Origin of the sequence: Uliginosibacterium gangwonense DSM 18521 (assembly GCF_000373965.1) — a bacterium.
In the GTDB taxonomy this organism is placed as follows: Bacteria; Pseudomonadota; Gammaproteobacteria; order Burkholderiales; family Rhodocyclaceae; genus Uliginosibacterium; species Uliginosibacterium gangwonense.
This window is the reverse complement of sequence record NZ_KB892835.1, coordinates 473,170-499,143: the sequence shown is the minus strand read 5'-3', so window position 1 is coordinate 499,143 and position 25,974 is coordinate 473,170. Positions and strand designations below refer to the sequence as shown.

Sequence of the window (25,974 nt, the reverse complement as noted above, 5' to 3'; positions counted from 1 at the left end):
ATGGACGACTCATCCTACCCTGCACGCTGGTGGCATTTGCTGGACGATGGCCGTCTGGCCTGCGATCTGTGCCCACGCCACTGCCACCTGCACGAAGGCCAACGTGCCGCCTGTTTTGTACGGCAGCGCCAAGGCAATGAAATGGTGCTGACCACCTACGGGCGCAGCTCCGGATTTTGCATCGACCCCATCGAGAAGAAACCGCTCTACCACTTCTACCCAGGCAGTTCGGTGCTCTCCTTCGGCACGGCAGGCTGCAATCTGGCCTGTAAATTCTGCCAGAACTGGGATATCTCCAAATCCCACTCCATGGATCGCCTGCTGGATGCGGCCTCACCCACTGCCATTGCCCATGCAGCCCTGAGTTGTGGCGCAACCAGCGTGGCCTTTACCTATAACGATCCCGTGGTCTTTGCCGAATACGCCATCGACACCGCCCGCACCTGCCATGCCGCAGGTATCCATACGGTTGCCGTGACGGCCGGTTACATCAGCCCAGGTGCACGTGAAGAATTCTTCGCCCCGATGGATGCCGCCAATGTCGATCTGAAAGCGTTTACCGAAGATTTCTATTTCCGCCTCACCGGTGGGCATCTACAACCGGTCCTCGATACCTTGCTGTGGCTGTATCACCACTCAAAAACCTGGCTGGAAATTACCACCTTGCTGATTCCCCAGGCCAATGACAGCGCAGCAGAAATCGAAGCGCTAGCCCGCTGGATCGTGCATGAGCTGGGGCCGGAGGTGCCCTTGCACCTGAGCGCCTTCCACCCCGACTATCGCCTGATGGACCGTAGCCCCACCCCCGCCAGCACCCTGCTACACGCACGTACCATTGCCCGAGCCCAAGGGCTCGCGCACGTCTATATCGGCAATGTACATGATCCCGAAGGGGCCAAAACCTTGTGTCCACACTGCGGAACACTCTTGATTGCGCGCGAAGGCTATGCAATCCTTGATTACCGGCTGACAGCGGGAGGACATTGCCCCATCTGCCAACATCCCCTGGCAGGGCGTTTTGGCCTGGGAGCCGGGGGCTTTGGCAACCGGCGCATCCCCATCCACATTGGCGCTTATTGAATGAAAAATATCGCTACATGGCATTGACCCTGCGGCACTCTGAGCTACGCATCCAGGCCAACAAAATCTGGCTGGACGCCTACTTGTGTATCGCCCCCGATGTACGAGGGCTGATTGTCTATGCTGTACCCCACCTGCCCCGTCTGCGCGAAGCAAGGGAATCGCATTTCTGCACCGTTCTGGAGGAAGCAGGGTTTGGTACCCTGATGCTCAATCTACTCACCTCATACGAGGAGCAGCGCGACGCTGATACCCAGTACGACATCGCCTTGCTCAGTCAACGCCTGGAAGCCGTGGGCGAGTGGATCGCCAACCAACCGACCCTGTTCGAATTGCGCCTGGGCATGATTGCCAATGGCACGGTTGCCGCAAGCGCCATTCGGCTGGCCGGCCGCAATCCCGAACTCTTCGCCGCCCTGATAAGCAAAGCAGGCCGCATTGATCTGGCCGGTGCCGCGCCCTTGCGGCAACTGCATACCCCGATCTTCGTACTCACCCCTGGAGCAGAAACTGAGCTGCTGGCCTCCACCACGCGTGCCTATGAGCTAATCGGCGGCCCCAAGACCATGCTCAATGTTGCGCAGGCCAGTGCAGGGTTCATTGAACCCGGCAGCCTGGACGCGGCTGCCCAGGCAAGCACCCAATGGTTCGCGGGCCATATGCCGCCTAGAGAAACGTCGGCAAGCTAAGAACTTGTTCAGAATCTGTCGCGAGAGGCCGACAACGGCATGAAGAGCAGCGCATGAGTCCCGATCACGGCCTCGCAATAGGATGATGAGCAGGTTTTAAGCCTTTCTTGCTGCAACAAGGGGCATGTTCCCCTTGTTCCCGCGCAAATGCGAACTATGGTGAGAGTGAGAAATTCCGTCAGGAAATTCCAGCGTGATCTCATCTGTTTCCGCCGCATCTCTTGCTTCCTATTCACCATCGGCCGCCCTCCAGTCTGGCACGACTGGTGCGGCACGTGCCAGTTCGTCTGCAACAGCCGGCCAAGCAGAACTCAGCCAGGAACAGCTGCAACAAATCCAGGCGCTAGAGAAAACCGACAAGGAAGTCAAAGCGCATGAAGCCGCCCACCTTGCCGCCGCAGGCGGGCTTGCGATGGGTGGCGCCACCTTCAAATATGAGACAGGGCCGGATGGCAAGCGCTACGCCGTGGCAGGCGAGGTGCAGATCTCAATCTCAGAAGGCCGCACCCCTGCTGAAACCATTGCCCGGGCAGAACAGGTGCGCAGAGCCGCGCTGGCGCCTGCCAACCCTTCAGGCCAAGATCAGAACGTGGCGGCACAAGCCTCGCAGATGGAGGCGCGCGCCCGCGCCGAATTGATTGCCGCCTCGTTCAAAAACACGGGCCATTCAAATGCAAGCATGGGTAAGGTGATCGACACGCAGGCTTGAACACAACGCATGCGCTTGAGTGTATTCTGAAGGCTTCCATTTTCTCAAGAAGACCGGTCACATGGATGCCAAACGTCGTTCTCTGCTTACTTTTGCTGCAATCTCTGCCCTGTCTGCCACTTTTGAGGGCTGCGCAACGATGAAACCCACCCACATGGACTCAGACCTGGTCGTTGATGCCCAATTCAACGGCACTGCAGGAGACCGTGTGGAGGGTAAGCCCACCTTCAAAACCATCCAGGCAGCATTGGACGCACTGCCCTCGCAGGCCAACGCCCCACGCCGCATCACGATACGCAAGGGGCGGTATTACGAAAAACTGGTCATCGACAAGCCTTTTGTTTCCCTCGTGGGCGAAGGGCGCGGCACCACCGTGCTGAGTTTTGATGCCTACTCGGGCCTCGCCAGACCGGGCAGTGCAGGCAAGTGGAGCACCTTTGGTTGTGCCACGCTGATTGTGCGGGCCACCGATTTCCGTGCCGAGAATCTGACGATTGAAAATGCTTACGATTATCCGGCCAACGATATCAAGGATGCCAAGGACCCAACCCGGACCAACGATCCGCAGGCCGTGGCATTGATGACGGACACTGGCGCAGATCGCGCCCTGTTCCGCAATGTGGACATCACCGGGCACCAGGACACCCTGTTCGTCAACGTCGGTCGCAGCCTGTTCCAGAACTGCCGCGTCAGTGGCAACGTGGACTTCATCTTCGGGGCCGGGCAGGCTGTGTTTGAGCAATGCGAAATCATCACCCGGGCCCGCGTCAAACCGGGCGTCAACCCGGTGGGCTACGTTACCGCCCCCAGCACCCAGATCAACCAGCCGTGGGGGCTGGTCTTTATCGATTGCAAACTGCTGCGTGAGAGTGACAAAGTTCCTGCACAATCGAGCCCGCTGGGTCGCCCCTGGCACCCCACAGTCAGTCGGGGCGATGGGCGCTATGCAGACCCGGATGCGGTTGGCAGCAGTATCTTCATCAACTGCTTCATGGATGTGCACATCACCACGGATGGCTGGGCCGCGATGTCGGGTACCCCAAGGAGCGGCACCGAGAAAACCTGGTTCCAGCCCGAAGATGCGCGCTTCTTTGAATACCACAGCACCGGGCCGGGCGCAGCGGTCAATACCAAGCGCCGCCAGCTCGGCGAAGCGCAGGTACAAGCCTTCACACGTGGACAGCTGTTGGGAGACTGGCGAATCGAGTAATCTACAGGGATGATCCCTTGGTTGCGCACCCCTCAGGACTTTCCTCCCGTCCACAAGGCGCTGGCAGACCCGAACGGTCTGCTGGCGGTGGGTGGCGCGCTCACGCCAGAATGGCTGTTGCAGGCCTATCCGCTCGGAATCTTTCCGTGGTTTTCGCCAGAGGACCCCATCCTCTGGTGGAGCCCCCATCCACGCATGGTGCTCATCCCCGGGGAGCAGCGCATCACCCGCTCATTACGCAAAACCTTGCGTTCCGGGCGCTTTGAGGTGCGCTGCGACACCGCCTTCAAAGAAGTCATTGATGCCTGTGCTGCGCCACGCCACGCGGCCCACGGCACATGGATTGTGCCCGCCATTCAGAACGCCTATCTGCGCCTGCATGAGTTGGGCTGGGCGCACAGCATAGAAACGTGGTGCAATGGCGAATTGGTGGGTGGGCTGTATGGGGTTGCCATCGGGCGGGCTTTTTTTGGCGAATCCATGTTTCACCACCAGACCGATGCATCTAAGGTAGCATTTGCTCATCTGGCCGCTATGCTGGAACGGGAAAAATATGCCATCCTTGACTGCCAGATGGCGACCTCGCATCTGGCATCCCTGGGTGCGCATGAGATCAGTCGTGAAGCATTCACAACCGGCTTGCAAACCTGGGCGCACGAGCAGGTGCAGCCGGGCCGCTGGCCGAGCGGGTTTGCGTACCATTGCTGGAATGACGTATGTCCCAACTGAAAGATCTGCCCTACTCCTTGCTGCAGTTCTACGCCACGGCACCGTATGAGTGCTCCTACATCTCGGACCGCGTGGCACGATCACAGGTCGCCACGCCTGGGCACCTGATCGACAGTGCTTTGTATGGCGACCTGGTGCGTCATGGCTTTCGCCGCAGCGGCGTCTATACCTACCGCCCGTGGTGCGACACCTGCCAGGCCTGCGTGCCGGTACGCATCCCGGTAGAACGTTTTGAGCCAGACCGCAGCATGCGGCGCACCTGGAAGCGCAACCAGCATCTGGAGGCCACGGAACTGAAGCTGGCCTTCCATCAAGACCACTACGACCTCTATCGCCGCTACCAACACATGCGCCATACCGGCGGAGGCATGGATGGCGACAGCCAGGATCAATATACCCAGTTTCTGCTCCAGAGCCGCGTGGATACGCGTTTGGTGGAATTCCGCGAGGCCGGTGAATTGCGCATGGTATCCATCATCGACTGCCTGCCTGATGGCCTCTCCAGCGTCTACACATTCTTCGACCCCGACCTCAGCCAGACCAGTCTGGGAAGTTTCGGCATTCTCTGGCAGGTGGAGACATGCCGACGCATCAATCGCCCCTATCTGTATCTGGGTTACTGGATACGGGACTGCGCCAAGATGAATTACAAACGACGTTTCCGCCCACTGGAAGGCTTGGTGAGCGAAAACTGGCGGGAATTGACGGACCAGGACTTCGATTTACTGGCCTGAAACACGTTGCTGACGTTGCAACTGCACCAGTTTGGCCTGGATGTAGCCACGGAGTTCACGGAAAGGAATGGGCTTAGCGTACACCAGCACATCCGCCGGAAGACCGCCCTGCTCCTCGATATCCTCGGGACTGAGGCCAGTGACCACGATGATATCCATATTCGCCAGCTGTGGGTCCGCACGCAATTTGCGGACCATGGCAAAGCCATCCAGGTCTGGCATGATCAGGTCGGCCACCAACAGATCAGGCGGATTACGGCCGATTTCCATCAGGCCTTCAAAGCCGGAGGCGACAATCTTGACCTCAATCGGCATGTCCCAGGTTCCCACCGTTTTCTCGTAGAGTGCCTGCATCAGGCGGTCATCTTCGGCAATCAATACCCGCAGGCCACCCGAGGAGCCGCCTGTGATATTTCCAGTTTGATGCCTGCGCAGGAAGGCTTCAACCGAGCCGACGCGAATCCGTCGATGCCCACCCGATGTTTTCCAGGCATCCAGCAGACCGTTCTCCACCATCTGTTGTACCGTCCCCAGCGACACGCCCAGGCGCACGGCCGCCTCACGGGTACTGCAAAATTCACGATCCAACTTTTCACCCACCTGCGCTGCCTCGGACATCCTTTACCTCATTGTCTTTTGTGCAACAGCCACCATAGCCTCTCCGGCGGCATCCAAAAATCATGCTTGAACTTGTCATTGTAACGCCTACTCACTATGCACAGCCAACCGTTTGCCCGATGCCAACGGCCTCACATAGGTGTGCTCGCCTGTTTGCCTGACCGGGCCATCCAGGCCCGCAGCCCGTTCAACACCAGATCCATTTCGCTTACCAGGCGCTCCAATTCCGTCGCATAGGCCTCACCACGCGTCAACACGACCTCCAGCGCAATGGCAGCGGCAGCAAGCTGCTCTGCCCCCAACGTCGCGGCAACCGATTTGAGTGTATGCGCAACACGAATTCCAGAGGCATGGTCCCCCGCTTTGAGCAAGGCCTGCAGCGCCTCAATCTGTCCGGTTCTGGACACAAGAAATTTTTCCAGCATCTTCTGGAAAAAGTCAGGGCTGTCGTTACAGAACCGCAAACCCACCTCGACATTGATCCCCGGCAGCCCCCAATCCACAGCATCCTGCCGATCTGCAGCCACTTCCGGCGCAGGCGCCGAATTGCCCTTCGGTATATTCGAGCCCCCCAACCACCTACGCAGCAGATTCAGCAGCCTGCCGGGTTCAATTGGTTTGCTGATGTAATCATTCATCCCCGCAGCCAGGCACAATTCACGATCCTGCTGCAAAGCATGGGCGGTCATCGCAATGACAGGAAGATCCACCAAACCAAGATCCATCCGGATTCGACGCGTAGCCTCATAACCATCCATCATCGGCATCTGCACGTCCATGAAAACAGCATCAAAGCGCTCCTCGCGCAAAACCGTCAGTGACTCCACCCCGTTGGCCACCACGGTAACGCCCAGGCCAACAGCGCGAAACAGCTCTGCGGCAATCTGCTGGTTGAATTCGTTGTCCTCCACCAGCAACACCCGCTTCTCACCAAACGCAGGCACCGCAAGCGCCGACAACTTTTCCCGACCGGCTTCCGGCAACACGCTGCAGCGCTCATCCCGCATGACTTTGGCAAATACTGCCATCAGGCTGTGCAGCATCACCGGCTTGGGCAACACCGCATCGGCCCCATCAAGCAGACTAGGGGGCACAACAGTCTGCTCACCGTTGGCCATCAGGAGTACCAACCGTGCATGAGCGAAACGGCTTGCAAACCAGGGCACAATGGCCTGCCCCTCCAGCCCTGGCAAGCGCCAGTCGAGTAGCGCGATGTCAAACTTTTGCGCCGATGCCTGCTGCAAGCGCTCATCCACTTCCTGTGCGCTGTGCGCCACCGTGCACAAGTGCCCCAGGCGGGCCAGCAGATCGGCCAACACATCACAGACACTCGGGTTGTCGTCGGCCACCAAAACGGAAAGAATCTGCGCCCCTACTTCTGAGGATAGATACAGAGATCTCGATTCTGTTCCATGCGTCAGACATAGCACCACAGAAAACTCACTCCCGACTCCGGCTTCGCTATCTACCCAGATCTGCCCTCCCATCAACTCAGCCAACTGCCGACAGATCGCCAAACCCAAACCCGTTCCACCATATTTGCGGGTACTGGAGGCATCCGCCTGAACAAAGGGCTGGAACAGTTTTGCGGCTTGCGCAGCCTCCATGCCGATCCCTGTATCACGGACGGAAAACTTCAGCATGAGCATGTCGGGGCCACCCTCACCCCTCAATGACACAGACATTACCACTTCGCCCGCTTCGGTGAACTTGACTGCGTTGTTGCAAAGATTGACCAGAATCTGCTCCAGGCGTAAGGCATCTCCGATCAGGCTCTGCGGCACATCTGCATCCACGCGGAGCACAAATTCAAGATCTTTCTCCTGTGCCCGCAGGCCAACAATGGCGATGATGCGTTCAAGCACGTCATCCAGGCGGAACTCTGCACGCTCCAACTCAAGCTTACCCGCTTCGATTTTTGAGAAATCCAAGATGTCATTAATGATCGCCAGCAAGGAGTCTGCCGCCATGCTGGCTTTTGTCAGGTATTCCCGTTGGCGGACATTCAAATCAGTCTGCAATGCCAGGTAGATCATGCCGATCACCGCATTCATCGGCGTGCGGATCTCATGGCTCATATTGGCCAGGAATTCGCTCTTGGCCCGTGTTGCCCCCTGCGCAGCCCTCAGCGCCTCCACCAACCGACCATTGGCAGTTTCCAGATCTACAGTGCGCTGATGCACGCGCAGCTCAAGATCCTGATTCAGCCGTCGCAATTGATCCTCGGCCTGCCTGCGCTCAGTCACATCCGACAAGAGCACGGCAAACTGCCCGGCTCTGGGCGAGAAGATCCATGCATCCAGAATACGCCCGCCTTCTGATACGTAATCAAGATACGCCAAGGAAATACCGCTGATTGCGACCTGCGCGCACAGCTCAATCCATTCCTGTGCCTTGCGGGGCACGATTTCACGAATTGTCCGCCCAACAATCTCGGCACGCCGTTTTCCCAGCAAGCGCTCAAAGGCCGGATTCGCATCAAGATAACGACCATCGCACACTGTACCATCAGGCGAATAAATCACTTCATGCAGGGCAAAACCTACCGTCAGATTTTCAAACAACTGCCTATATCGCAATTCGCTTTCGCGCAGTGCCCCCTCGGCGTTGCGCCGCGCAGTCGTTTCAAAATACACGGCGAGCACCCCGGTAATGCTGCCGCGCTCATCCTGGAGCGGCTCAAACAGACAGTCCAGCCACTGCACCCCCACCATCGCTTCCACATGAGTTCGCTCTCCGTGATGCAGGGTTTGCCGCAAGGCAGCACAAATCTCGGCTTGCCGCCCCACCATATCCTCTGCCGGCGTACCGATCAAATCGGCGGCACTCAACTCCATGCCTGCCAGCGCACGCCCTTCGGCAAGCAGAATCCGTCCTTCCAGATCAATCATGCAGACCACCAGGGGCAGATTCCCCATCAGGGTCGACAGTTCCCGCTCGCGTCGGCTCAATGCCGAAAACATTTTTTTCAGATTATCCGATAAGGTGGCAAACTCCCGGATATCCACCTCTGGCCATGCCCGGATATCGCCTCCGGCCACAACCTTTGCCGCCTGTGCCGAGAGCACTTCAAAACGACGTGCCAAGTGCCCACCCATGACAAATGCAACAAAAAATCCGATCCCGGCCATCACAGTCAGGCAACCGCCCGCTATGATCAATGCAACCCAGATCGGCCGATATACACTCGATAACGGACGGGCGACAATCACACTCCACCCCAGGCCCCCTTTGAGCGGGATCATGCTCCCCAGCAGGGATTGTCCATCGAGTACAAATTCCGCTGTATTGATCCGTCTGGACGCCAACCCAGCCTGGATCAAAGGGATGCCGCTCAAATCCCTCTGCTGGACAGTGGCACCGACATTCTGATCGGCAATGAGCACACCCCGGCTATTGATCAGCAGAACACGCTGCAGCGGGTCTTGGGCAAGACCGTGCAGACGCCTGGAGAGGCGCTCCAGGCTGACCTCTCCAACCACCAGGAAACGATCTCTGGGGTCTATGATCGTCACAACAGGGTCGAAGCCTGCCACAGATCGGAAAGAGTCCGACCAGTACAATTCCTTGCGCCGCGCGGCCTCGGTGAACCCACTGGCCACACTCAGATCAGCCCCCAGGAGATCATCCCTGCGCGCATTTCCGGCTCTTGGCATGCCTACCGCCTTGATCACGCCATCGGCCCGGCTGACCACATAAATGACATTAAAATAATCCGAGGCACGTACCAATGCATCCAATACCTCGTTCGGGTTCGTATTGTTGCTGGCCGCATCGGCATAATCCGTTGCCGCTTCGGTAATCCCCCCGAGCGAATCATTGAGGTAGTGCTCAATCTGCATGGCGGAAGACACAGCCAGCTCGCGCTGCTGATCGACCATTTCCTGATGGATCTTGGGTACGATCCAGAATACGGAAAACATGGCTATGGCCAGCAGCGGAAACACGAGCGCCCACAGCGCATGGAAAGCCAGGAGGCGTCGTAAGGAACGCTGACGCACCTTGTTACTCCACGGTTACATAGTGTGCGTGACGTATCTCTGTCATAAAGGTCACCCGATCTGCATCCCCAAAACGATTGAGGTTGATATCCTGTTGTACGCCTTGAAACTGCCGGATGCCCAGCAGAGTGGCCTTGAGGTGGCTCGGGTCAGCATCGTGGCGCAAGCCTGTGATCACCACATTTGCCGCGTCATAGCCGGTCACGCCGGCAAAGCCAGGATCTTTGCCAAAGCGTTGCTTGTAGCGCTTGAGGAACTGTTGATAACGCGGGGTGCTGTCACGGCGATCCAGAAACTGCGCCACCAGAACCCCTTCAACCGCCTTGCCGCCAGCGCTAATCAACGTCTCCGTAGCAGACCATTCGGTCATGGCAACGGGGATGTGTTCATTCGTTGCGCGTATTTTTTGACAGATTGCAGCAGCGCTGACCGCACTGGCAATGATGATGAGCCCATCAGGCTTGGCCGAGAGCAGTTCTTGCACCGCAGGGGCAAAATCCTGTGTTTGGGCCGCATCAAAGCTCACTGCCTTGACAACAGCCCCGCCACGCAGCTCAAATGCCTTACGAAAGTCCCGCAACCAGCTCTCTGTGTAGGAGCGGTTGTTGAGGTCATAAATTGCGGCCAGCCTGCGCTGCCCGCGCTTCTGGTACAGATACCCGGCCGTGCGGAAAGCGTAGTCCGCCGTAGAAGAAATCACCCGCAGAAAATTGTCGTCCTTGTTGCTCAAATCTACGGTGCTGACTGTCGGGCTGACCATGACGATATTGTCAGAGGCAATCACCGACTGAACCGCCATGGCCATGGCACTGGTCATCGGCCCGATAATCGCGGACACGTGGTGCGCGAGCAGGTCTTGTACCCCCTGGCGGGCAAGTTCAGGCTTTTGCTGATCATCGCGGACCTCCAGTTCCAGGCGGTGCCCATTGATTCCGCCCGCCTCGTTGGCCTCATCAAAAGCCAGCATGGCACCATTGCGCCCCGCTTCGCCAAGATCTGCCGTATTGCCGCTCAGGCCGCCGATGAAGCCTATGGTGATGGGGTCCGGCTTGCTACAGGCGGTCAGGCACGCAACCGAGAACAAAGCCGCAAGACCACACATCCTGCCATTGATCCGCTCTTTCATAGCCTGCTCCATTCATGCATGCCATAGCAGCTTCCAGGCATTGATGCATCTGAAAACCCACTGAAACGTCCGTCAACACACAGACTAGGGGGAAGCTTTGCGCTTGATCCCCCGGGCGCGATCTATAGCAGGAAAGAGTCGCCACTCCCGCCCTACAAGATGCACCCTAGCCTCTGTATACGACAAAATTGTGGCAGCCTTGATCGACCTGCCTAAACGTCCCAACATCCCGGCTTGACGCAAAAGGGGCGCCGTAGAAAATGTAAAAATTGCTGTCTGAACTCACAAACCGTCTGATCTTTTTTGGTACAAGCCCTCACGTCAGCGCATGCTTGGCCGTAACATCACATTACGTATCAACGACCTCAGCCAAGGCTATACAAAGGACGGCATGCCCATGAACTTCAGCACCCGGATAATGAAATGGCTGCGCTATCCGCTGGTGTCATGGGGTGTATTGCTGTTGACGCTGGGGCTGACCCTATTGTCAGCCTGGTACTCGCAGCAGGCAATCAAGGCGCGGGCGCGCGAACGCTTCACCTTCCAGGCCGATGCCACCGCCAACGCCGTCATGCGTCACATACAGGAATATGAAACGCTATTGCAAAGTGCGGCAGGCTTGGTGCAATCACAATCCCCCCATAATATTCCCCGCGAAAAATGGGCTCACTATGTGGGACAGTTGCAACTGCCTGTCGACCATCCGGAAATCCTGGGGCTGGGATACATCGAGTCACTACCGGCCCAGGCTGGCGCAGAGCTGATCGCCCGGATGCAGTCAGAAGGCTTTGCCGATTACTACATCCACCCTGGCGGACAGCCTGCGGAATTGGCCGTCGTCACACGCATCGAACCGTTCAACTGGAGCAATCGGCAACTGCTCGGCCGCAACATGCTGGCCACCCCAGCCTTGCGTGAAGCCATGGAGCAGGCGCGGGATACAGGGGCCATCACGGCTTCAGAGCCCACTCTGTTTGACCCGGAAACCGGACGCACTCCCCAGGAAGGCATCATCCTGTTTCACGCCATCTACCGTAACGGCCAGACACCCGCCTCGACAGAGCAGCGCCGCGCCGCCCTAATGGGATATGTGTTTGGCCACTTCCGCCCGCGTGACCTGATCTCCAGGTTGATGAACAGCTTGCAGGACGGGTTGAGTTTGCAGATCGAAGACCTGAACACAGCACCCAACGCCAATCCAGCAGGCATGGCCGAAACGGAGCCGCCCCTATTTGAGACCTGGCACCACATGTCGATCGGCAACAAAATCTGGTCGCTGCACCTGTATTCACTGCCGAGCCTTTTTTCCACGGAAGAACGCAAGCTGCCCTGGATCATCACCGGCGCGGGCGGGATGATCGCCATTCTGCTGTATCTGGTGCTGTCGCGGATGAGCGACCAGCGGCGCCGCGCCGAAGTGCTGGCCGAAGATATCACCAAGGAATTGCTCCAGAGCGAAAGTCGCTACCGTGCGGTATTTGAGCATTCAAACTCCGTCATGCTCCTCATCGACCCGGATACCACCACCATCATCGATGGCAACCTAGCTGCACAGCATTTTTACGGTTATACGCGCGCGCAATTCAAAGGGATGCCCATTGGCACCATCAACCCCAATCCGCTTGAGCAGATTCAGTATGAAATCGCCCAAGCCTTGAGCAACCGGCGCGACTGCTTCTACCTAGCGCACCGCTTGGCCGATGGCAACATCCGCCAGGTGGAAGTGCGCTCGGTCACCATGACCCTGGAAGGGCGCAGCCTGTTGTACGCGGTCATCAACGATATTACCGAACGCCAGGCTTCCGAATGGCAACGCATTCTCATGGGGTTTGCCATCAATCACATGGACGAAGCCATGTATCTGCTGGATGCCTCCTCTCACTTCACCTATGTCAATGCAGCCTGCTCCACGCAACTTGGCTATACGCGGGAGCAATTGCTTGGCATGTCCATCGCCCAGATCACCCCTGACTGGAATGAGGACTACTGGGCCAAACTCAGGAATGACATTCAGATTGAAGGCGCACGCATACTGGAAAGCCAGCACCGCCGCCAGGATGGCGGTACTTTCCCCGTGGAGATCAGCGCCAACCACTTTGAATACAACAACAACAGCTATACCCTGATGCTTGTGCGCGATATCAGCGAGCGCAAAAAGCTGGAGACAGAACTGGCAGCCTATCGTGACCGCCTGGAGCAACAGGTCGTCGAAGAAACCAGCAAATTCCGCGCACTGGTCGAGCAGTCCATCGTAGGCATCTATATCATCCAGGACAATGACTTTGTCTATGTCAATCCAGGGTTGGCCAGCATGCTGGGGTATAGCTCTCCCGAGGAGATCATTGGCAAACTGAATGTATTGGATCTGATCGCCCCGGAAGATGCCGATCGCATTCAAGGAGGATGGCAGCATTACATTGAAGCGAACATGACACGCATGCATTTCGGGGTTGCCCTGCACAAAGCAGATGGCTCGCCGATCATGGTCGAAGCCCATAGCCGACTCACCCAGTACCAAGGGCGCCCGGCCATCATCGGCGTAGCCATCGACGTGACAGAAACCCGCCGCAGTCAGGCAGAACTGGAAAGCCTCGTTGCACAAAAAGCTGCAGCACTGGCACACAGCGAAATCCTGATGCGCTCGGCCATCGAAACCATCGGTGAAGCATTTGTCATTTTCAACACCGAAGACCGACTCATTTTCTGCAACGAGAAATACCGGGAGATGTACCAACTGCCGGTAGAGCTGGTCGACACCCACCCCACGTTTGAAGATATCTTGCGCTACCGGGCGCAATATGAGCCTCGCGGGATGAGTACCGAGGAACTTGATGCCTGGATTGCCGAGTGCAAGCGCAGCCATGACGTTGGAGATATGGACCTGCTGCAAAAAACCGGCTATGGCAACTGGATTCGCATCAAGGAACGGCGCACGGCCAACGGGCACATCGTCGGTTTCCGTGTTGATGTCAGCGAGCTTGAACACGCCCGCGAAGCCGCCGAAGCTGCCAGCCGTGCCAAGAGCAACTTCCTGGCCACAATGAGTCATGAAATCCGCACCCCGATGAACAGTATTCTGGGCATGGCCCAACTTTTACTGATGCCGGGAATCAAGGAAGGAGAGGTGGAGAAGTATGCAGAAATCATCTACAACTCCGGCCAGACGCTGCTCGCCCTGCTCAACGACATTCTAGATCTATCCAAGGTGGAAGCGGGCCGGATGGAACTGGACCGCGTAGCCTTCTCACCCGAACACATCATCAATGACATTGTCAGTCTGTTTGCCCCGGCCGCACGTGAAAAAGATCTGGTCCTGCACTCCACGCTCAAACTCAAACCCGGCCGCTGCTGGGGAGACCCACTGCGCCTACGCCAGGTTCTTTCCAATCTGGTGAGCAACGCGGTCAAATTCACTCACACCGGTTCGATCAGCCTATGTGTGGAAGACATCCCCGCCGAAAAAGAAACCTTGCGCCGCCTGCATTTTTCGATTGAGGACACCGGCATAGGTGTCGCCACAGACAAACAAAGCAAGCTGTTTGAACTCTTCTCCCAGGTGGATAGCTCCATCACCCGGCGCTTTGGCGGCTCCGGCCTGGGGCTGGCGATTACCCGCCGCCTGGTGGAATTGATGGGGGGCTCGGTCGGCATGCGTAGCGTGGAAGGCCAGGGCTCATGCTTCTGGTTTGAAGTACCCCTGGAATACCAGGGGGCGGATACGGAGAACAAGCCACTTGCCGCAGCCCTGACCTCCCCCGCTCCAAGCGGCCCGCTCACCGCCTCCCCCGCTCGGGCAAAGCATATTCTGGTCGTGGAAGACACACCTGCCAATATCCTGCTGATTCGCGCACTACTTACCCGTAGTGGTTATCAGGTCAGTTGTGTGACGGACGGAGCCCAGGCAATTGCCGCTCTATGCAAACAGACAGATCGACCTGATGCAGTGCTCATGGACTGCCAGATGCCCGTCATGGACGGCCTGGAGGCTACCCGGCAGGTGCGCCTTTGGGAAAAAGATAACCCTCCGCTGCGCGTCCCGATCATTGCATTAACCGCCGGCGCATTTGAGGAAGATCGGGCCCGTTGCCTGGCCGCAGGCATGGATGACTTCCTGGCCAAACCTGTAGACATCCACACCTTGCTGCCCACCTTGGACAGGTGGTTAAGTTCCACCTTGGTCTCCAATCCCTCGGACCCCGAGGCATCTGTCATAAACGCCACCCCAGCCTCGACATTCGAAGTGAATTTTGACGAAGCACTGGAGCGCTTGGATCAGAGCGAAGAGACGCTGGTGATGTACACGTCACTCGTGCGCAAGCAGATCGATGAAGATCTTGCCACGCTCACCCATGCTTGCACGCTTCACAATCTAGTGCAGATAAAAAAAACCAGTCACAAACTCGCTGGCAGCCTTGCCGGATTGTGCGCGCCGCAGGCAGTCCAGCTCTGTAAAGCACTTGAAATCGCCGCCAAAACAGGCTCCGGGGTGGAAGCAGAAAACTACCTGAGCCAGCTTGAAGAGGCACTCCAAGCGGTGATCCCACAACTGGATGCCTTTTTGGCGGGCCGACACAAAGGCATACCCAACCCCCCCCCCTCTGAAAGCGCATAGACTGATATCGGTGCACAGCCTTTCGTGAGGAGCCTCCCATGAGCGAGCCGTTCTCGATTTTCATTGTTGATGACGCTGAAGCCACACGCCGGGTTTTAGAATCAGCCTTCAGCGCCCAATACACGGTGGAAAGTTTTGCATCAGCCGAAGAATGTCTTGAGCGCCTCAAAACAGGCATGCCCAACCTGTTTTTGCTGGATGTCGACCTGCCCGGCATGAATGGTTTTGATCTATGCCGCCAGATCCGCGCACAAGAAACAGGCCAAACCAGGCCCGTGATATTCATTTCCGCACTGGACGATCTGGACTCCCGCCTGGAAGGCTACAAAGCCGGTGGCACCGACTTCATGGTCAAGCCTTACAAGCTGGCCGAGGTCAAGCAAAAGGTAGAAGTCACCCAGCGTGCCGTTCTGCACGAATCGATGCTGCATCTGCGGGTTGCTGAAGCCAATACGATGACAAGCACGGTGATGAGCAGCCTGGGTGAATATGCCGGTTTGCTGAACTTTCTGCGCGAGTTGAACTATTGCGAAAACTATCGTGCCATCGCAGAAGCCTTTTTGGGGCTATTGGCTGTCTATCAACTCCGGGGAGCCGTTCAGTTACGCATACAGGGCCAAGAATATACTTTCAGCCCGGAAGGCGAAAACCAGCCACTGGCGATATCCGTTATCCGCAAAGTGCGCGAGATGGGGCGGGTGGTTGAATTCAAACAGCATGCGGCCTACAACTACGAGAGCACGAGCATCCTGGTCAACAGCATGCCGCTGGACGACCCGGACCTGTGTGGGCGCATCCGTGACAATCTGTGTATTGCCGCAGAGAGCATTGATGCCAAATTGGGTGCGCTTGAAACGGCAGAAACGATGCAGAAGCTCAAACTGCAACAGGCAGAAGAAATACAGGAGCATACACAAAGCGAAATCACAACCCTGTTATTGGAACTGCAAGCCACCATCGAATCTTTCCGACAAAAATATGCCACGGCCCAGCAGGCAGCCACCGCCGTCAATGCCGAACTACAGAGCAAGCTATTGTCTGCATTTGCTTACCTAGGCCTCAGTGAAGAGCAGGAAGCCAATGTATTAAGCCTGGTGCATGACAACATGGAAACAGTGATCCGCCTCTACAATTTCAACGCGGAAACCCAACAGACGCTCGCAAACCTTGCCGAACGCCTGCATGCAATGCAGCACTGAACAGCGCTCAGAATCAAACCTTGAAGCGGCTGACTGCCAGACGCAGATTCTCAGCCAGCGCGTCCAGGTCCTGCGACACCTTCGCCGTCTCACTTGCGGTGACATGCCCGGTTTCAGTCAGGCGCGCCACCGATTCCACTTCACGCGCAATGCTTTGCGCAGTCGTGCTTTGCTCGTGGATGGCGGCGGAAACATCGCCAATCACCGATACCACCCGCATGGCGCTATCGTAAATCCCTTTGATGTGCTCGACTGCATCGCTCGACAATGCCTTGCCGCTGCCCACCTGTTTATCGACCAACCCCATACAGCGCACAGCCTCTTTGCCGGAGGACTGCATGGACTGCACCAAGGAGGCGATCTCAGTCGTGGAGTGTGTGGTGCGCTCGGCCAACTTGCGCACTTCGTCGGCCACCACGGCAAATCCGCGTCCCTGCTCACCGGCTCGGGCGGCTTCGATTGCGGCGTTGAGTGCAAGCAGGTTGGTTTGGTCGGCCACATCCTTGATCACCTGCAGAATCAGTGAAATCCGTTCGGATTCCCGGCTCAGATGATCAATTGCCTGACTGGTACTCTGTACCGCCTGCGCAATCGTGTCGATTTCAGTATTGCTGCGCAGAATGATCTCAGAACCGGTCTTGGCCGCATCGCCAGCTTCGCGTGCCTGACCCGATGCCTCATGCATACTGTCATTGATATGATTGATCGATACGGTCATCTGCTCAATCGCAGCCGCCATCGTGGCAGAGGCTTCACTCTGGTTGCCGGAGGATTCCTCGGCCTGCCGGGATGCCTGCGCCACCCGCTGAGCCGCCACAGAAATGCTTTCCGCATTTTCCAGCACATCCCGCAACGAGGCATGCGCACCTTCCAGCAAGCGATTGAAGGCTTCGGCGGTCTGCCCCATTTCATCACGCCCCTGTACATCGGCGCGGCGGGTAAAGTCATTGTCATTGGCAATGGAAACGATGGTATGACGCAGGCGCCCCAGAGGAACAGTGATGCTACGCACAATTACAATCGCCAGCACCAGCAACAGCACAACAGCCACCCCCAACGTTACGGCGATAAATCGCAATGCCAGCTTCTGCACAGCCACATCGTGCTCTCGCGCCTTCTCGGCTTCAGTACGATTCAAGGTCAGCAATTTGGTGAGATTGACATCCACGCTGGACTGGACGAATCCCCAGCTTGCCAGAGGCTGTTTGTACTGGCCGAAGAGTTGAGCCTGCTTGTCAAAATCCTCGTTTTCACTCAGCGTCTGAAGCACGGCTGACAGCTCATCGTTACGCGCCCGCCACGGCACCATGGAATCCTTGAATTTTTTCCATGCCTCGGCTTCTTCGGTACTCTTGGGCAGATTCTCATAGGCAGTCATGGCCTGACTGAGGTTGTTGGCGATCAGGCGTTTGCGTTCGAGTACCTGTTTGAAGCGGCTTTGCGCATTGACCTGTTTCTCGCGGGAGAGCACTTCAAATGAATATTGCAGCAGGGTTGAGGTGGAACTGCGGATCTCCCCCAACAGATTGGCCGCAGGCAGGCGCTCATCCTGCAAGGTCGTCACCGAGTTTGCGACCTGAGATATGCCCATCCAACCGCCAAAGCCAACTCCCACCAATGAAACGACCGAGATGATCACCAGGGCCGCCAATCTGTAGCTCACGCCCAAAGCACTCAGAGGAGAACGATGCATTGCAACCCCCAAAAATTGAAGCCAGAAACGATCCATGTGGCTGATACACATGGTCCGGATAATTTACTGCGCTGCATCAGAAAATGGCGTGGAAAGCACCGCTCACCACTATGTTCTTATCGGACAAAGACTGCATTTCTTTACCGTTTTAGTACATCCCCCAGCGGACATTTGGCAACAAAAAGCCCTGTCGGGCATGCCTGACAGGGCTTTTGGCACAACACAGCGATGCGTGATTACTTGTTCTTGTTATAGACATCCACGAACACGGCGGCCACCAGCACAACACCTTTGATGACTTGCTGCCAGTCGATACCGATCCCCACGATCGACATACCGTTGTTCATCACGCCCATGATGAAGGCCCCGATCACTGCCCCCGTGACCTTACCCACCCCACCGGTTGCCGATGCGCCACCGATGAAGCAAGCCGCAATCACGTCGAGTTCGAAACCTACGCCAGCCTTGGGTGTCGCAGTATTCAAACGGGCTGCGAAGATCAGCCCGGCGATGGCTGCCAGCACCCCCATGTTGATGAAGGTGTAGAACGACAGCCAGTTGGTCTTGATGCCGGACAGACGGGCAGCCTTTTCATTCCCCCCCAGGGCATACACACGACGGCCAATAGTGGTGCGGTTGGTAATGAAGTCAAACAGCATCATCAGGCCAAACATCACCACCAGCACATTTGGCAGCCCCTTGTAGGATGCCAGCAGGTAGGCAAAGAAAATGATCGCGGCAGCAAACAACAGGTTCTTCACAACGAAGAAAGCCATTGGCTCGGTTTCAGCCCCATATTGCAGCTTGTTGGCACGCTGGCGCATGGCAGCATAGAACAAGCCGCCGGACACAAGGCAACCAATCGCCACCGAGGTCAAACGCAAGCCTTCGCTGGCCAACGGGTCGGGAATGAACCCCGAGCTGAGCAACTGGAATTGCGGCGGGAAAGGCCCGATGGATTGCCCCGCCAGCAAGGCCAGCGCAAGCCCACGGAACACCAGCATCCCCCCCAGCGTCACAATGAATGAGGGAATGCGGTGGAAGGCTACGAAATAGCCTTGCAAAGCACCAATCGCAGCCCCTGCCAACAGACACACAATCGCAGCGGGAACGTAGTGCCAGCCCATATCCACCATCAATACCGCAGCCAGCCCGCCGATGAAGCCCGCCACGGAGCCGACCGACAAGTCGATATGCCCGGCCACGATCACCAGCAACATGCCCAGGGCCATGATGATGATGTAGCTGTTCTGCAGCACCAGGTTGGTCAGGTTCAGCGGCTCCAGCAAAGTACCATCGGTCTTGTAGTAGAAGAAGATCATGATGACGACAAGCGACAGCAGCATGCCGTATTCACGCAGATTCTTCTTGATGATGGTAGAGAGCGGAGTTTTTTCTGCGGTCGTTTGTGCCGCTTCAACATTGGTATTCATGTCAGTCTTTCCCTGCAGTAACGATCGCACGCATGATTTTTTCCTGGCTGGCTTCGGCGGTCTGCATCTCGGCCACGAACGCACCTTCATTCATGACGTAGATACGGTCACTCATCCCCAGCAATTCCGGCATTTCGGACGAGATCAGAATGATGCACTTACCCTCCTTGGCAAGCTGGGCGATCAGCATGTAGATCTCATACTTCGCCCCCACATCAATCCCACGCGTAGGCTCATCCAGAATCAGGATTTCCGGCCCGGCAAACAGCCATTTGCTCAGCACAACCTTTTGCTGATTCCCTCCGGAGAGGTTGCCAACGTGCTGGAAAACCCCGGCGCAGCGGATATTGATCTTACGCCGGTAATCATTTGCCACCTCGTATTCACGCCCTTCGTTGATCACCCCTAAGCGTGATACACCCGGCAGATTGGCCAGCGTGATGTTGTGCTTGATCTCGTTTTCGAGCACCAGACCATAGCCCTTGCGGTCTTCGGTAACATACGCTATGCCATGTGCAACAGCCTTTTGCACCGTGCCGACATCAATTTCCTTGCCGCGTAGCGATACCTTGCCGCTGATGTTGCGCCCATAGCTGCGCCCGAAGACGCTCATCGCAAACTCAGTTCGCCCGGCCCCCATCAGGCCTGCAATCCCCACAATCTCACCACGGCGCACATTCAGGTTGACGCCCTTGATGAATTTGCGGTCTTCATGCTGCTCGTGGAAAACCGTCCAATCCTTGACCTCGAACACCACTTCGCCGATGTCAGGTTCCCGATGTGGGTAACGGTCAGCCATCTCGCGCCCGACCATATGCCGGATGATTACATCTTCGCAGATCGGCGCTTCACGGCAATTCATCGTCTGCACAGTGGAACCGTCACGCAGCACCGTCACCGAGTCGGCCACACGAGAGATTTCATTGAGCTTGTGCGAGATCAGGATACAGGTCATGCCCTGGGCTCTAAACCCGACCAGCAGATCCAGCAAGGCCGCACTATCGTTCTCGTTCAGGCTGGCGGTAGGCTCATCCAGAATCAACAGCTTGACCTTCTTGGACAGCGCCTTGGCAATTTCCACCAATTGCTGCTTGCCCACGCCAAGATCGGTGATCAAAGTCTCGGGCGACTCGCTCAACCCGACCTTTTTCAACAATTCCACCGTCCTGCGGTGAGTCTGCTCCCGATCTATGACACCAAGCTTGTTCTGCTCATTGCCCAGAAAAATGTTCTCGGCAATCGACAGCAAGGGAACCAGGGCCAGTTCCTGGTGAATGATGATGATGCCCTGCTCTTCACTATCGGCAATCGAGCTGAATTTTTGCTCGCGGCCTTCAAAATGGATTTCACCTTCGTAGGTGCCTGCGGGATAAACACCGCTGAGCACTTTCATCAAGGTCGACTTGCCAGCGCCGTTTTCACCACATATCGCGTGGATCTCGCCAGCCTGGACCACCAGGTTCACGTCTTTCAGGGCGATAACACCCGGAAAGCGCTTGGTGATCCCCTTCATTTCCAGAATGGATCCCACCGAATCACCTCTACTTTTCCAGCTCACCTGGGCACAATGCACCCAGGCAGCGATGGTTTATACCTGGCTCCTGCCCCATGACGGGCAAGAGCCAGTGCTGCACCACTCTTATTTCAGCTTGTCTTCTGTGTAGTAACCACTGTCGACCAGAATCTTCTTCCAGTTGGTCTTATCAACCGGAACCGGCTTGAGCAAGTAGGACGGCACAATCTTTACGCCGTTGTTATAGGTCTTGGTGTCATTGACCTGGGGCTGCTTGCCACTCAACATGGCGTCAACCATGCCAACAGTAACCTTGGCCAGCTCACGCGTATCCTTGAAGACGGTGGAATATTGCTCGCCACGCAGGATCGACTTCACGGAAGGCACTTCCGCGTCCTGACCGGTCACGATCGGGTACGGTTGCTTCGGCGAACCATAGCCCACGCCCTTGAGTGAGGACAGAATGCCGATGGACAAACCATCATACGGAGACAGCACTGCATCTACGCGATCCTTACCATAGAAGGCGCTCAGCAGGTTATCCATACGGGCTTGGGCCACAGCGCCATCCCAGCGCAGGGTGCCAACCTTGTCCATCCCCATCTGCTTGCTGCGCACCACCAGCTTGCCCTTGTCCATATAGGGCTTGAGCACAGACATGGCACCGTCATAGAAGAAGAAGGCGTTGTTGTCATCCGGCGAGCCGCCGAACAACTCGATGTTGAACGGACCCTTGCCATTCTTCAGGCCCAGGGCGTTGACGATCGATTCGGCCTGGATCACGCCAACCTGGAAGTTGTCGAACGTGGCGTAGTAGTCAACGTTCTTGGAACCCTTGATCAGGCGGTCATAGGCAATAACCTTGACGCCCTTGTCAGCAGCCTTCTTGAGCACATCAGACAGGGTGGTGCCGTCAATCGAGGCGATCACCAACACCTTCACGCCCTTGGTCACCAGGTTTTCAATCTGGGCGAGCTGGTTGGGGATGTCATCTTCGGCGTATTGCAGATCGGTTTTGTAACCCTTTTCGTTGAAGTACTTCACCATGTTGGCGCCGTCAGCAATCCAACGGGCCGAGGACTTGGTTGGCATGGAGATACCGACGTACCCCTTGTCGGCGGCATGTGCAAGGGGCAGACAGCCCATCGCGCCAATTACCAGCGAGGCAACAAGCACTTTCCTTCTGTTCATGATCCAGTCTCCGATTCTTAATAAATAGTTATTGCCGAACAATCACCGCCTTGAGCTTGGCGTGTTTAGCCTGAGGCGGAACCAGTCTAACCTATCGAGATAAACCGGCGCCGAACCCACAACCCTTTAGGGAGGCCCATAAGGGAAAACAATCAGGCAATCAATTGCTCTGCTGGATAGTTTCAACCTCTGCAGGGCACTCAGGAATGGATTTTATAGCTGGAAACATAGATTATTGCTGTGTCATCCACAGCTGTTTTACGCTTCTCAAATCATAGGCAGCCTAATTTGTCACACCATGAAACAAATTTTCAATAATCTTTAATATCAATTAGTTATACAAACAACCTCTTCAAGATTAAGAGGTATTTTGATGCGTAATCATGGGCTTGATTGCAAGAAAACGTTTTCAGAACAGAGATGGATAAACCTGCTATTCGGGTTTACCAGACAACACTTGATGATAAGACTTGTCCATTTGGGAAGCCCCAATGAAAAGATTCTGTCCCCAAAAGAAGTTGTGTCACGTAGCGCGGGAGCCTGGGGGGCTTAGGGGCAGAAAAACAACAAATTCGCACTCACTGTAGCAACAAGACCCCTTTAGTCCCCTTGATCAAGCCGTTGTTAGGCCGGAAATGAAAAAAACGGCAGTCCATCTTCGGGACTGCCGTTTTGGAGTGAGATTGGCGATCTCAGCGACGTGATGTAGCGAGTTGATAGCTTGTCCGCACAAGTCGATCAACCTCTTCGCGGGTGTTGTAGAACGCCAGAGAAGGGCGCACGGTCTGCTCGACGCCAAAACGCCGCAAAATAGGCTGGGCGCAATGGTGGCCAGTGCGTACCGCAATACCTTCGCGGTTGAGCGCCTTGCCCACTTCCTCCGTTGTAAAACCCTTGAGGACGAAGGAAATGACGCTAGCTTTGTCTGGCGCAGTACCGATCAATCGAATACCTGGAATCGTCAGCAAGCCCTGTGTGGCATAAGCCAGCAGGTCATGCTCGTAGCGCCCGATGTTTTCGATGCCGATCCGATCCACGTAATCAAGCGCAGCCCCCAACCCCACGGCGTCAGCAATGTTGCCGGTGCCCGCTTCAAAGCGATTGGGAGGTGCCTGATACACGGTACGCTCAAAGGTGACATCCGCGATCATGTTGCCCCCACCTTGCCAGGGCGGCATGCTCTCCAGAATCGTGCGCCTGCCATAGACTACGCCGATCCCCGTGGGGCCGAATATCTTGTGTCCGGAGAATACGAAGAAGTCTGCATCCAGCGCCTGCACATTGACCCGCATATGCGAAACGGATTGCGCCCCATCAACCAGTACCTTGGCGCCCACGCTATGCGCCAGCGCCACGATCTCCTTGACAGGGGTGACCGTTCCCAAGGCATTGGATACCTGGGTGATCGCCACAATCTTGGTTTTGTCGTTAAGCAGCTTGCGATACTCATCAAGCAGGATCTGGCCCCGGTCATCCACGGGAATCACGCGCAGCTTGGCGCCTTTTTCCACTGCCAACTGTTGCCAGGGTACGATGTTGGCATGGTGCTCAAGATTGGAGACGACGATTTCGTCACCGGCCCCAATGTTTTGCGCCCCCCACGTTTTGGCGACCAGATTGATGGCTTCCGTGGCGCCACGCACAAAGATGATTTCCTCGGCGAAACTGGCACCAATGAAACGGGCCACCTTGTTGCGCGCACCCTCGTAGGCATCCGTGGCCCGTGCCGCTAGTTCATGCGCAGCGCGGTGGATGTTCGAGTTCTCGTGGGCGTAAAAGTAGGCCAGACGATCAATCACTGCCTGTGGTTTGTGGGTGGTGGCCGCATTGTCAAACCACACCAGCGGCTTGCCATTGACCCGCTCCTGCAGGATCGGGAAATCACGCCGTACTGCATTGACATCGAACAGCGGATGCGCACTCCCCTGCATGCTGGGCTGCAGACTGCTGTCTGGACGACTCAGGTCTGAAAAATAAAACCAAGTATCCTTTTTTTCAGCCTGTGGCGCCTGTTCACGCGGCACACTTCCAGCGAGCAGCACACGCAGATCGTCTTCACCCGGTAGCCCGAAGGAGCGCGCCGTCACCCGATCCTCGCTCGGCACATTCACCCCCGAAGAGGGATATGCGCTGGATTCGCCCAGAAAATAATAAGGGGAACCCGAGGGCAAGGACGCTGCCTGCGCAGGCGGTGCAGGCAGATCAACTTGCGGCAGCAGTGCCGCGTAAGCTTCCGGCACACCTTGGGCGAAACCATTGCCACGGCCCAAGCCTGCACTGTCTGCCTTATCCGGCACACCCGTCTGGGTCTGCGCGGCGGGAGCCAAGGACGGAGCGCGGTTCCCCAATGCCAACACCGGTTCAGGTGCCTGGATGGGTGCAGCAGGGGCTTGCCCGTTCGGCAACTGGACGAAAAAATCGTTGGCCAGTGCCGCCAAGGCGGCTACATCAAAAGACGCAGCGCTTGCAGCCGGATCACTTGTAGGTGTCGGGATACTCATGGTACTTGCCGATCTCCACGTCATCAAGCACCGCCAGGGCATCGTCGCTCAACACAGCCAGCGAGCAATACAGCGAAATCAGGTAAGAAGCAATCGCGTTGCGGTTGATCCCCATAAAGCGCACCGACAGGCCCGGGGTTTGCTCACCCGCCAAACCCGGCTGGAACAGCCCCACCACGCCCTGGCGCTTGTCGCCCACGCGCAGCAGCAGAATCTTGGTCTTGCCATCGGCCACCGGCACTTTGTCCGAGGGGACCAGCGGGATACCACGCCAAGTCAGGAACTGCGAGCCAAAGAGGCTGACCGTTGGGGGTGGCACACCACGACGGGTGCATTCACGGCCAAAGGCAGCAATGGCGAGTGGATGCGTCAGGAAGAATGCCGGCTCTTTCCAGACTTTGGTGAGCAATTCGTCCAGGTCGTCTGGCGTCGGCGCACCGGTAAGCGGGAAAACACGCTGCTCTTCGGTCACATTCGCCAGCAGGCCGTAATCGGGGTTGTTGATGAGTTCGGACTCTTGACGTTCTTTGATCGTCTCGATCGTCAAACGCAGTTGTTCCTTGATCTGATCATGCGGGCTACTATACAGATCAGATACCCGAGTATGCACATCGAGTACCGTAGTCACCGCGTTAAGAAAATACTCACGCGGCTGTTCTTCGTAATCAACAAAGGTTTGCGGCAACTCCGATTCATCGCGCTGCGAGCAGGCCACCCGCACGTCACGCGGATTTTTGACCTTGTTCAGGCGGAAGATACCTGCCTCAACCGGCTGCCATTGCAGCAAATGAGTCAGCCAACGCGGCGATATCGTAGATAGCTGCGCAACGGTTTTGGTGGCATTCGCAAGCTGGCGGGCGGCATTATCGCCTAGCGCCTGCTGCACTTCTTGTTCAGCCATGAACTGCTCCTTGCAGAAGTCGGTTTATCAAAAAA

Annotated in this window: 17 protein-coding genes; 8 read left to right on the top strand and 9 right to left on the bottom strand. The window is 56.7% G+C overall.

Features of this window, described 5'->3' with window-relative positions; genetic code table 11:
• From amrS to B145_RS0105145, 6 genes are all read left to right on the top strand, one after another.
• Positions 1-1,080 (top strand): AmmeMemoRadiSam system radical SAM enzyme, encoded by a 1,080-nt coding sequence (gene amrS / locus B145_RS0105170; RefSeq protein ID WP_018605626.1) that lies wholly within the window; start codon positions 1-3, stop codon positions 1,078-1,080.
• A gap of 17 nt (positions 1,081-1,097) precedes the next feature.
• Complete coding sequence (locus tag B145_RS24495; RefSeq protein WP_051082536.1) at positions 1,098-1,769, top strand: hypothetical protein; 672 nt, start codon at positions 1,098-1,100, stop codon at positions 1,767-1,769.
• A 193-nt stretch (positions 1,770-1,962) separates the two neighbouring features.
• A complete protein-coding gene (locus tag B145_RS24490) occupies positions 1,963-2,478 on the top strand; it encodes a putative metalloprotease CJM1_0395 family protein (RefSeq protein ID WP_018605623.1) in 516 nt (171 codons plus the stop codon).
• A gap of 61 nt (positions 2,479-2,539) precedes the next feature.
• A complete protein-coding gene (locus B145_RS24485) occupies positions 2,540-3,688 on the top strand; it encodes a pectinesterase family protein (protein ID WP_157288272.1) in 1,149 nt (382 codons plus the stop codon).
• Positions 3,689-3,697: 9 nt separating this feature from the next.
• A complete protein-coding gene (aat, locus tag B145_RS0105150; protein WP_018605619.1) occupies positions 3,698-4,417 on the top strand; it encodes a leucyl/phenylalanyl-tRNA--protein transferase in 720 nt (239 codons plus the stop codon).
• The gene (locus B145_RS0105145) at positions 4,405-5,151 is read left to right on the top strand and encodes an arginyltransferase (protein ID WP_018605617.1); all 747 of its coding nucleotides are present in this window, start codon (positions 4,405-4,407) and stop codon (positions 5,149-5,151) included. Before aat ends, B145_RS0105145 begins: the two co-directional genes overlap by 13 nt.
• Here the strand turns inward: B145_RS0105145 and B145_RS0105140 are convergent.
• The 3 genes from B145_RS0105140 to B145_RS0105130 form a co-directional block, all read right to left on the bottom strand.
• On the bottom strand, positions 5,140-5,769 hold the full coding sequence (locus tag B145_RS0105140) for a response regulator (protein WP_018605615.1): 630 nt from the start codon (positions 5,767-5,769) through the stop codon (positions 5,140-5,142). The genes B145_RS0105145 and B145_RS0105140 overlap by 12 nt on opposite strands.
• Before the next feature lie 131 nt (positions 5,770-5,900).
• Positions 5,901-9,770, bottom strand: a complete 3,870-nt coding sequence (locus B145_RS27245) for a response regulator (protein ID WP_018605613.1) — start codon at positions 9,768-9,770, stop codon at positions 5,901-5,903.
• A 4-nt stretch (positions 9,771-9,774) separates the two neighbouring features.
• Positions 9,775-10,896, bottom strand: coding sequence for an ABC transporter substrate-binding protein (locus tag B145_RS0105130; protein ID WP_018605610.1), 1,122 nt, complete (start codon positions 10,894-10,896; stop codon positions 9,775-9,777).
• 397 nt (positions 10,897-11,293) lie between these two features.
• Between B145_RS0105130 and B145_RS27240 the strand changes: the two genes are divergently transcribed.
• On the top strand, positions 11,294-15,508 hold the full coding sequence (locus tag B145_RS27240; protein ID WP_169558536.1) for a PAS domain S-box protein: 4,215 nt from the start codon (positions 11,294-11,296) through the stop codon (positions 15,506-15,508).
• A gap of 38 nt (positions 15,509-15,546) precedes the next feature.
• On the top strand, positions 15,547-16,707 hold the full coding sequence (locus B145_RS0105120; protein WP_018605607.1) for a response regulator: 1,161 nt from the start codon (positions 15,547-15,549) through the stop codon (positions 16,705-16,707).
• Between the two features lie 13 nt (positions 16,708-16,720).
• On the opposite strand, the gene B145_RS27235 is transcribed toward B145_RS0105120, so the two are convergent.
• The 6 genes from B145_RS27235 to B145_RS0105090 form a co-directional block, all read right to left on the bottom strand.
• The gene (locus B145_RS27235; protein WP_169558535.1) at positions 16,721-18,400 is read right to left on the bottom strand and encodes a methyl-accepting chemotaxis protein; all 1,680 of its coding nucleotides are present in this window, start codon (positions 18,398-18,400) and stop codon (positions 16,721-16,723) included.
• Positions 18,401-18,636: 236 nt separating this feature from the next.
• Positions 18,637-19,833, bottom strand: a complete 1,197-nt coding sequence (gene mmsB / locus B145_RS0105110) for a multiple monosaccharide ABC transporter permease (protein WP_018605603.1) — start codon at positions 19,831-19,833, stop codon at positions 18,637-18,639.
• 1 nt (position 19,834) lies between these two features.
• Entirely contained in the window at positions 19,835-21,364 is a 1,530-nt protein-coding gene (mmsA, locus tag B145_RS0105105) for a multiple monosaccharide ABC transporter ATP-binding protein (RefSeq protein WP_026258837.1), read from the bottom strand.
• Positions 21,365-21,472: 108 nt separating this feature from the next.
• Positions 21,473-22,537 carry a multiple monosaccharide ABC transporter substrate-binding protein gene (chvE, locus tag B145_RS0105100; RefSeq protein WP_026258836.1) on the bottom strand — a complete coding sequence of 355 codons (1,065 nt, stop codon included), beginning with the start codon at positions 22,535-22,537 and terminating at the stop codon, positions 21,473-21,475.
• 692 nt (positions 22,538-23,229) lie between these two features.
• Complete coding sequence (locus B145_RS0105095; RefSeq protein WP_018605597.1) at positions 23,230-25,038, bottom strand: family 2A encapsulin nanocompartment cargo protein cysteine desulfurase; 1,809 nt, start codon at positions 25,036-25,038, stop codon at positions 23,230-23,232.
• On the bottom strand, positions 25,013-25,939 hold the full coding sequence (locus B145_RS0105090; RefSeq protein ID WP_018605595.1) for a family 2A encapsulin nanocompartment shell protein: 927 nt from the start codon (positions 25,937-25,939) through the stop codon (positions 25,013-25,015). Before B145_RS0105090 ends, B145_RS0105095 begins: the two co-directional genes overlap by 26 nt.
• Positions 25,940-25,974: the final 35 nt, after the last annotated feature.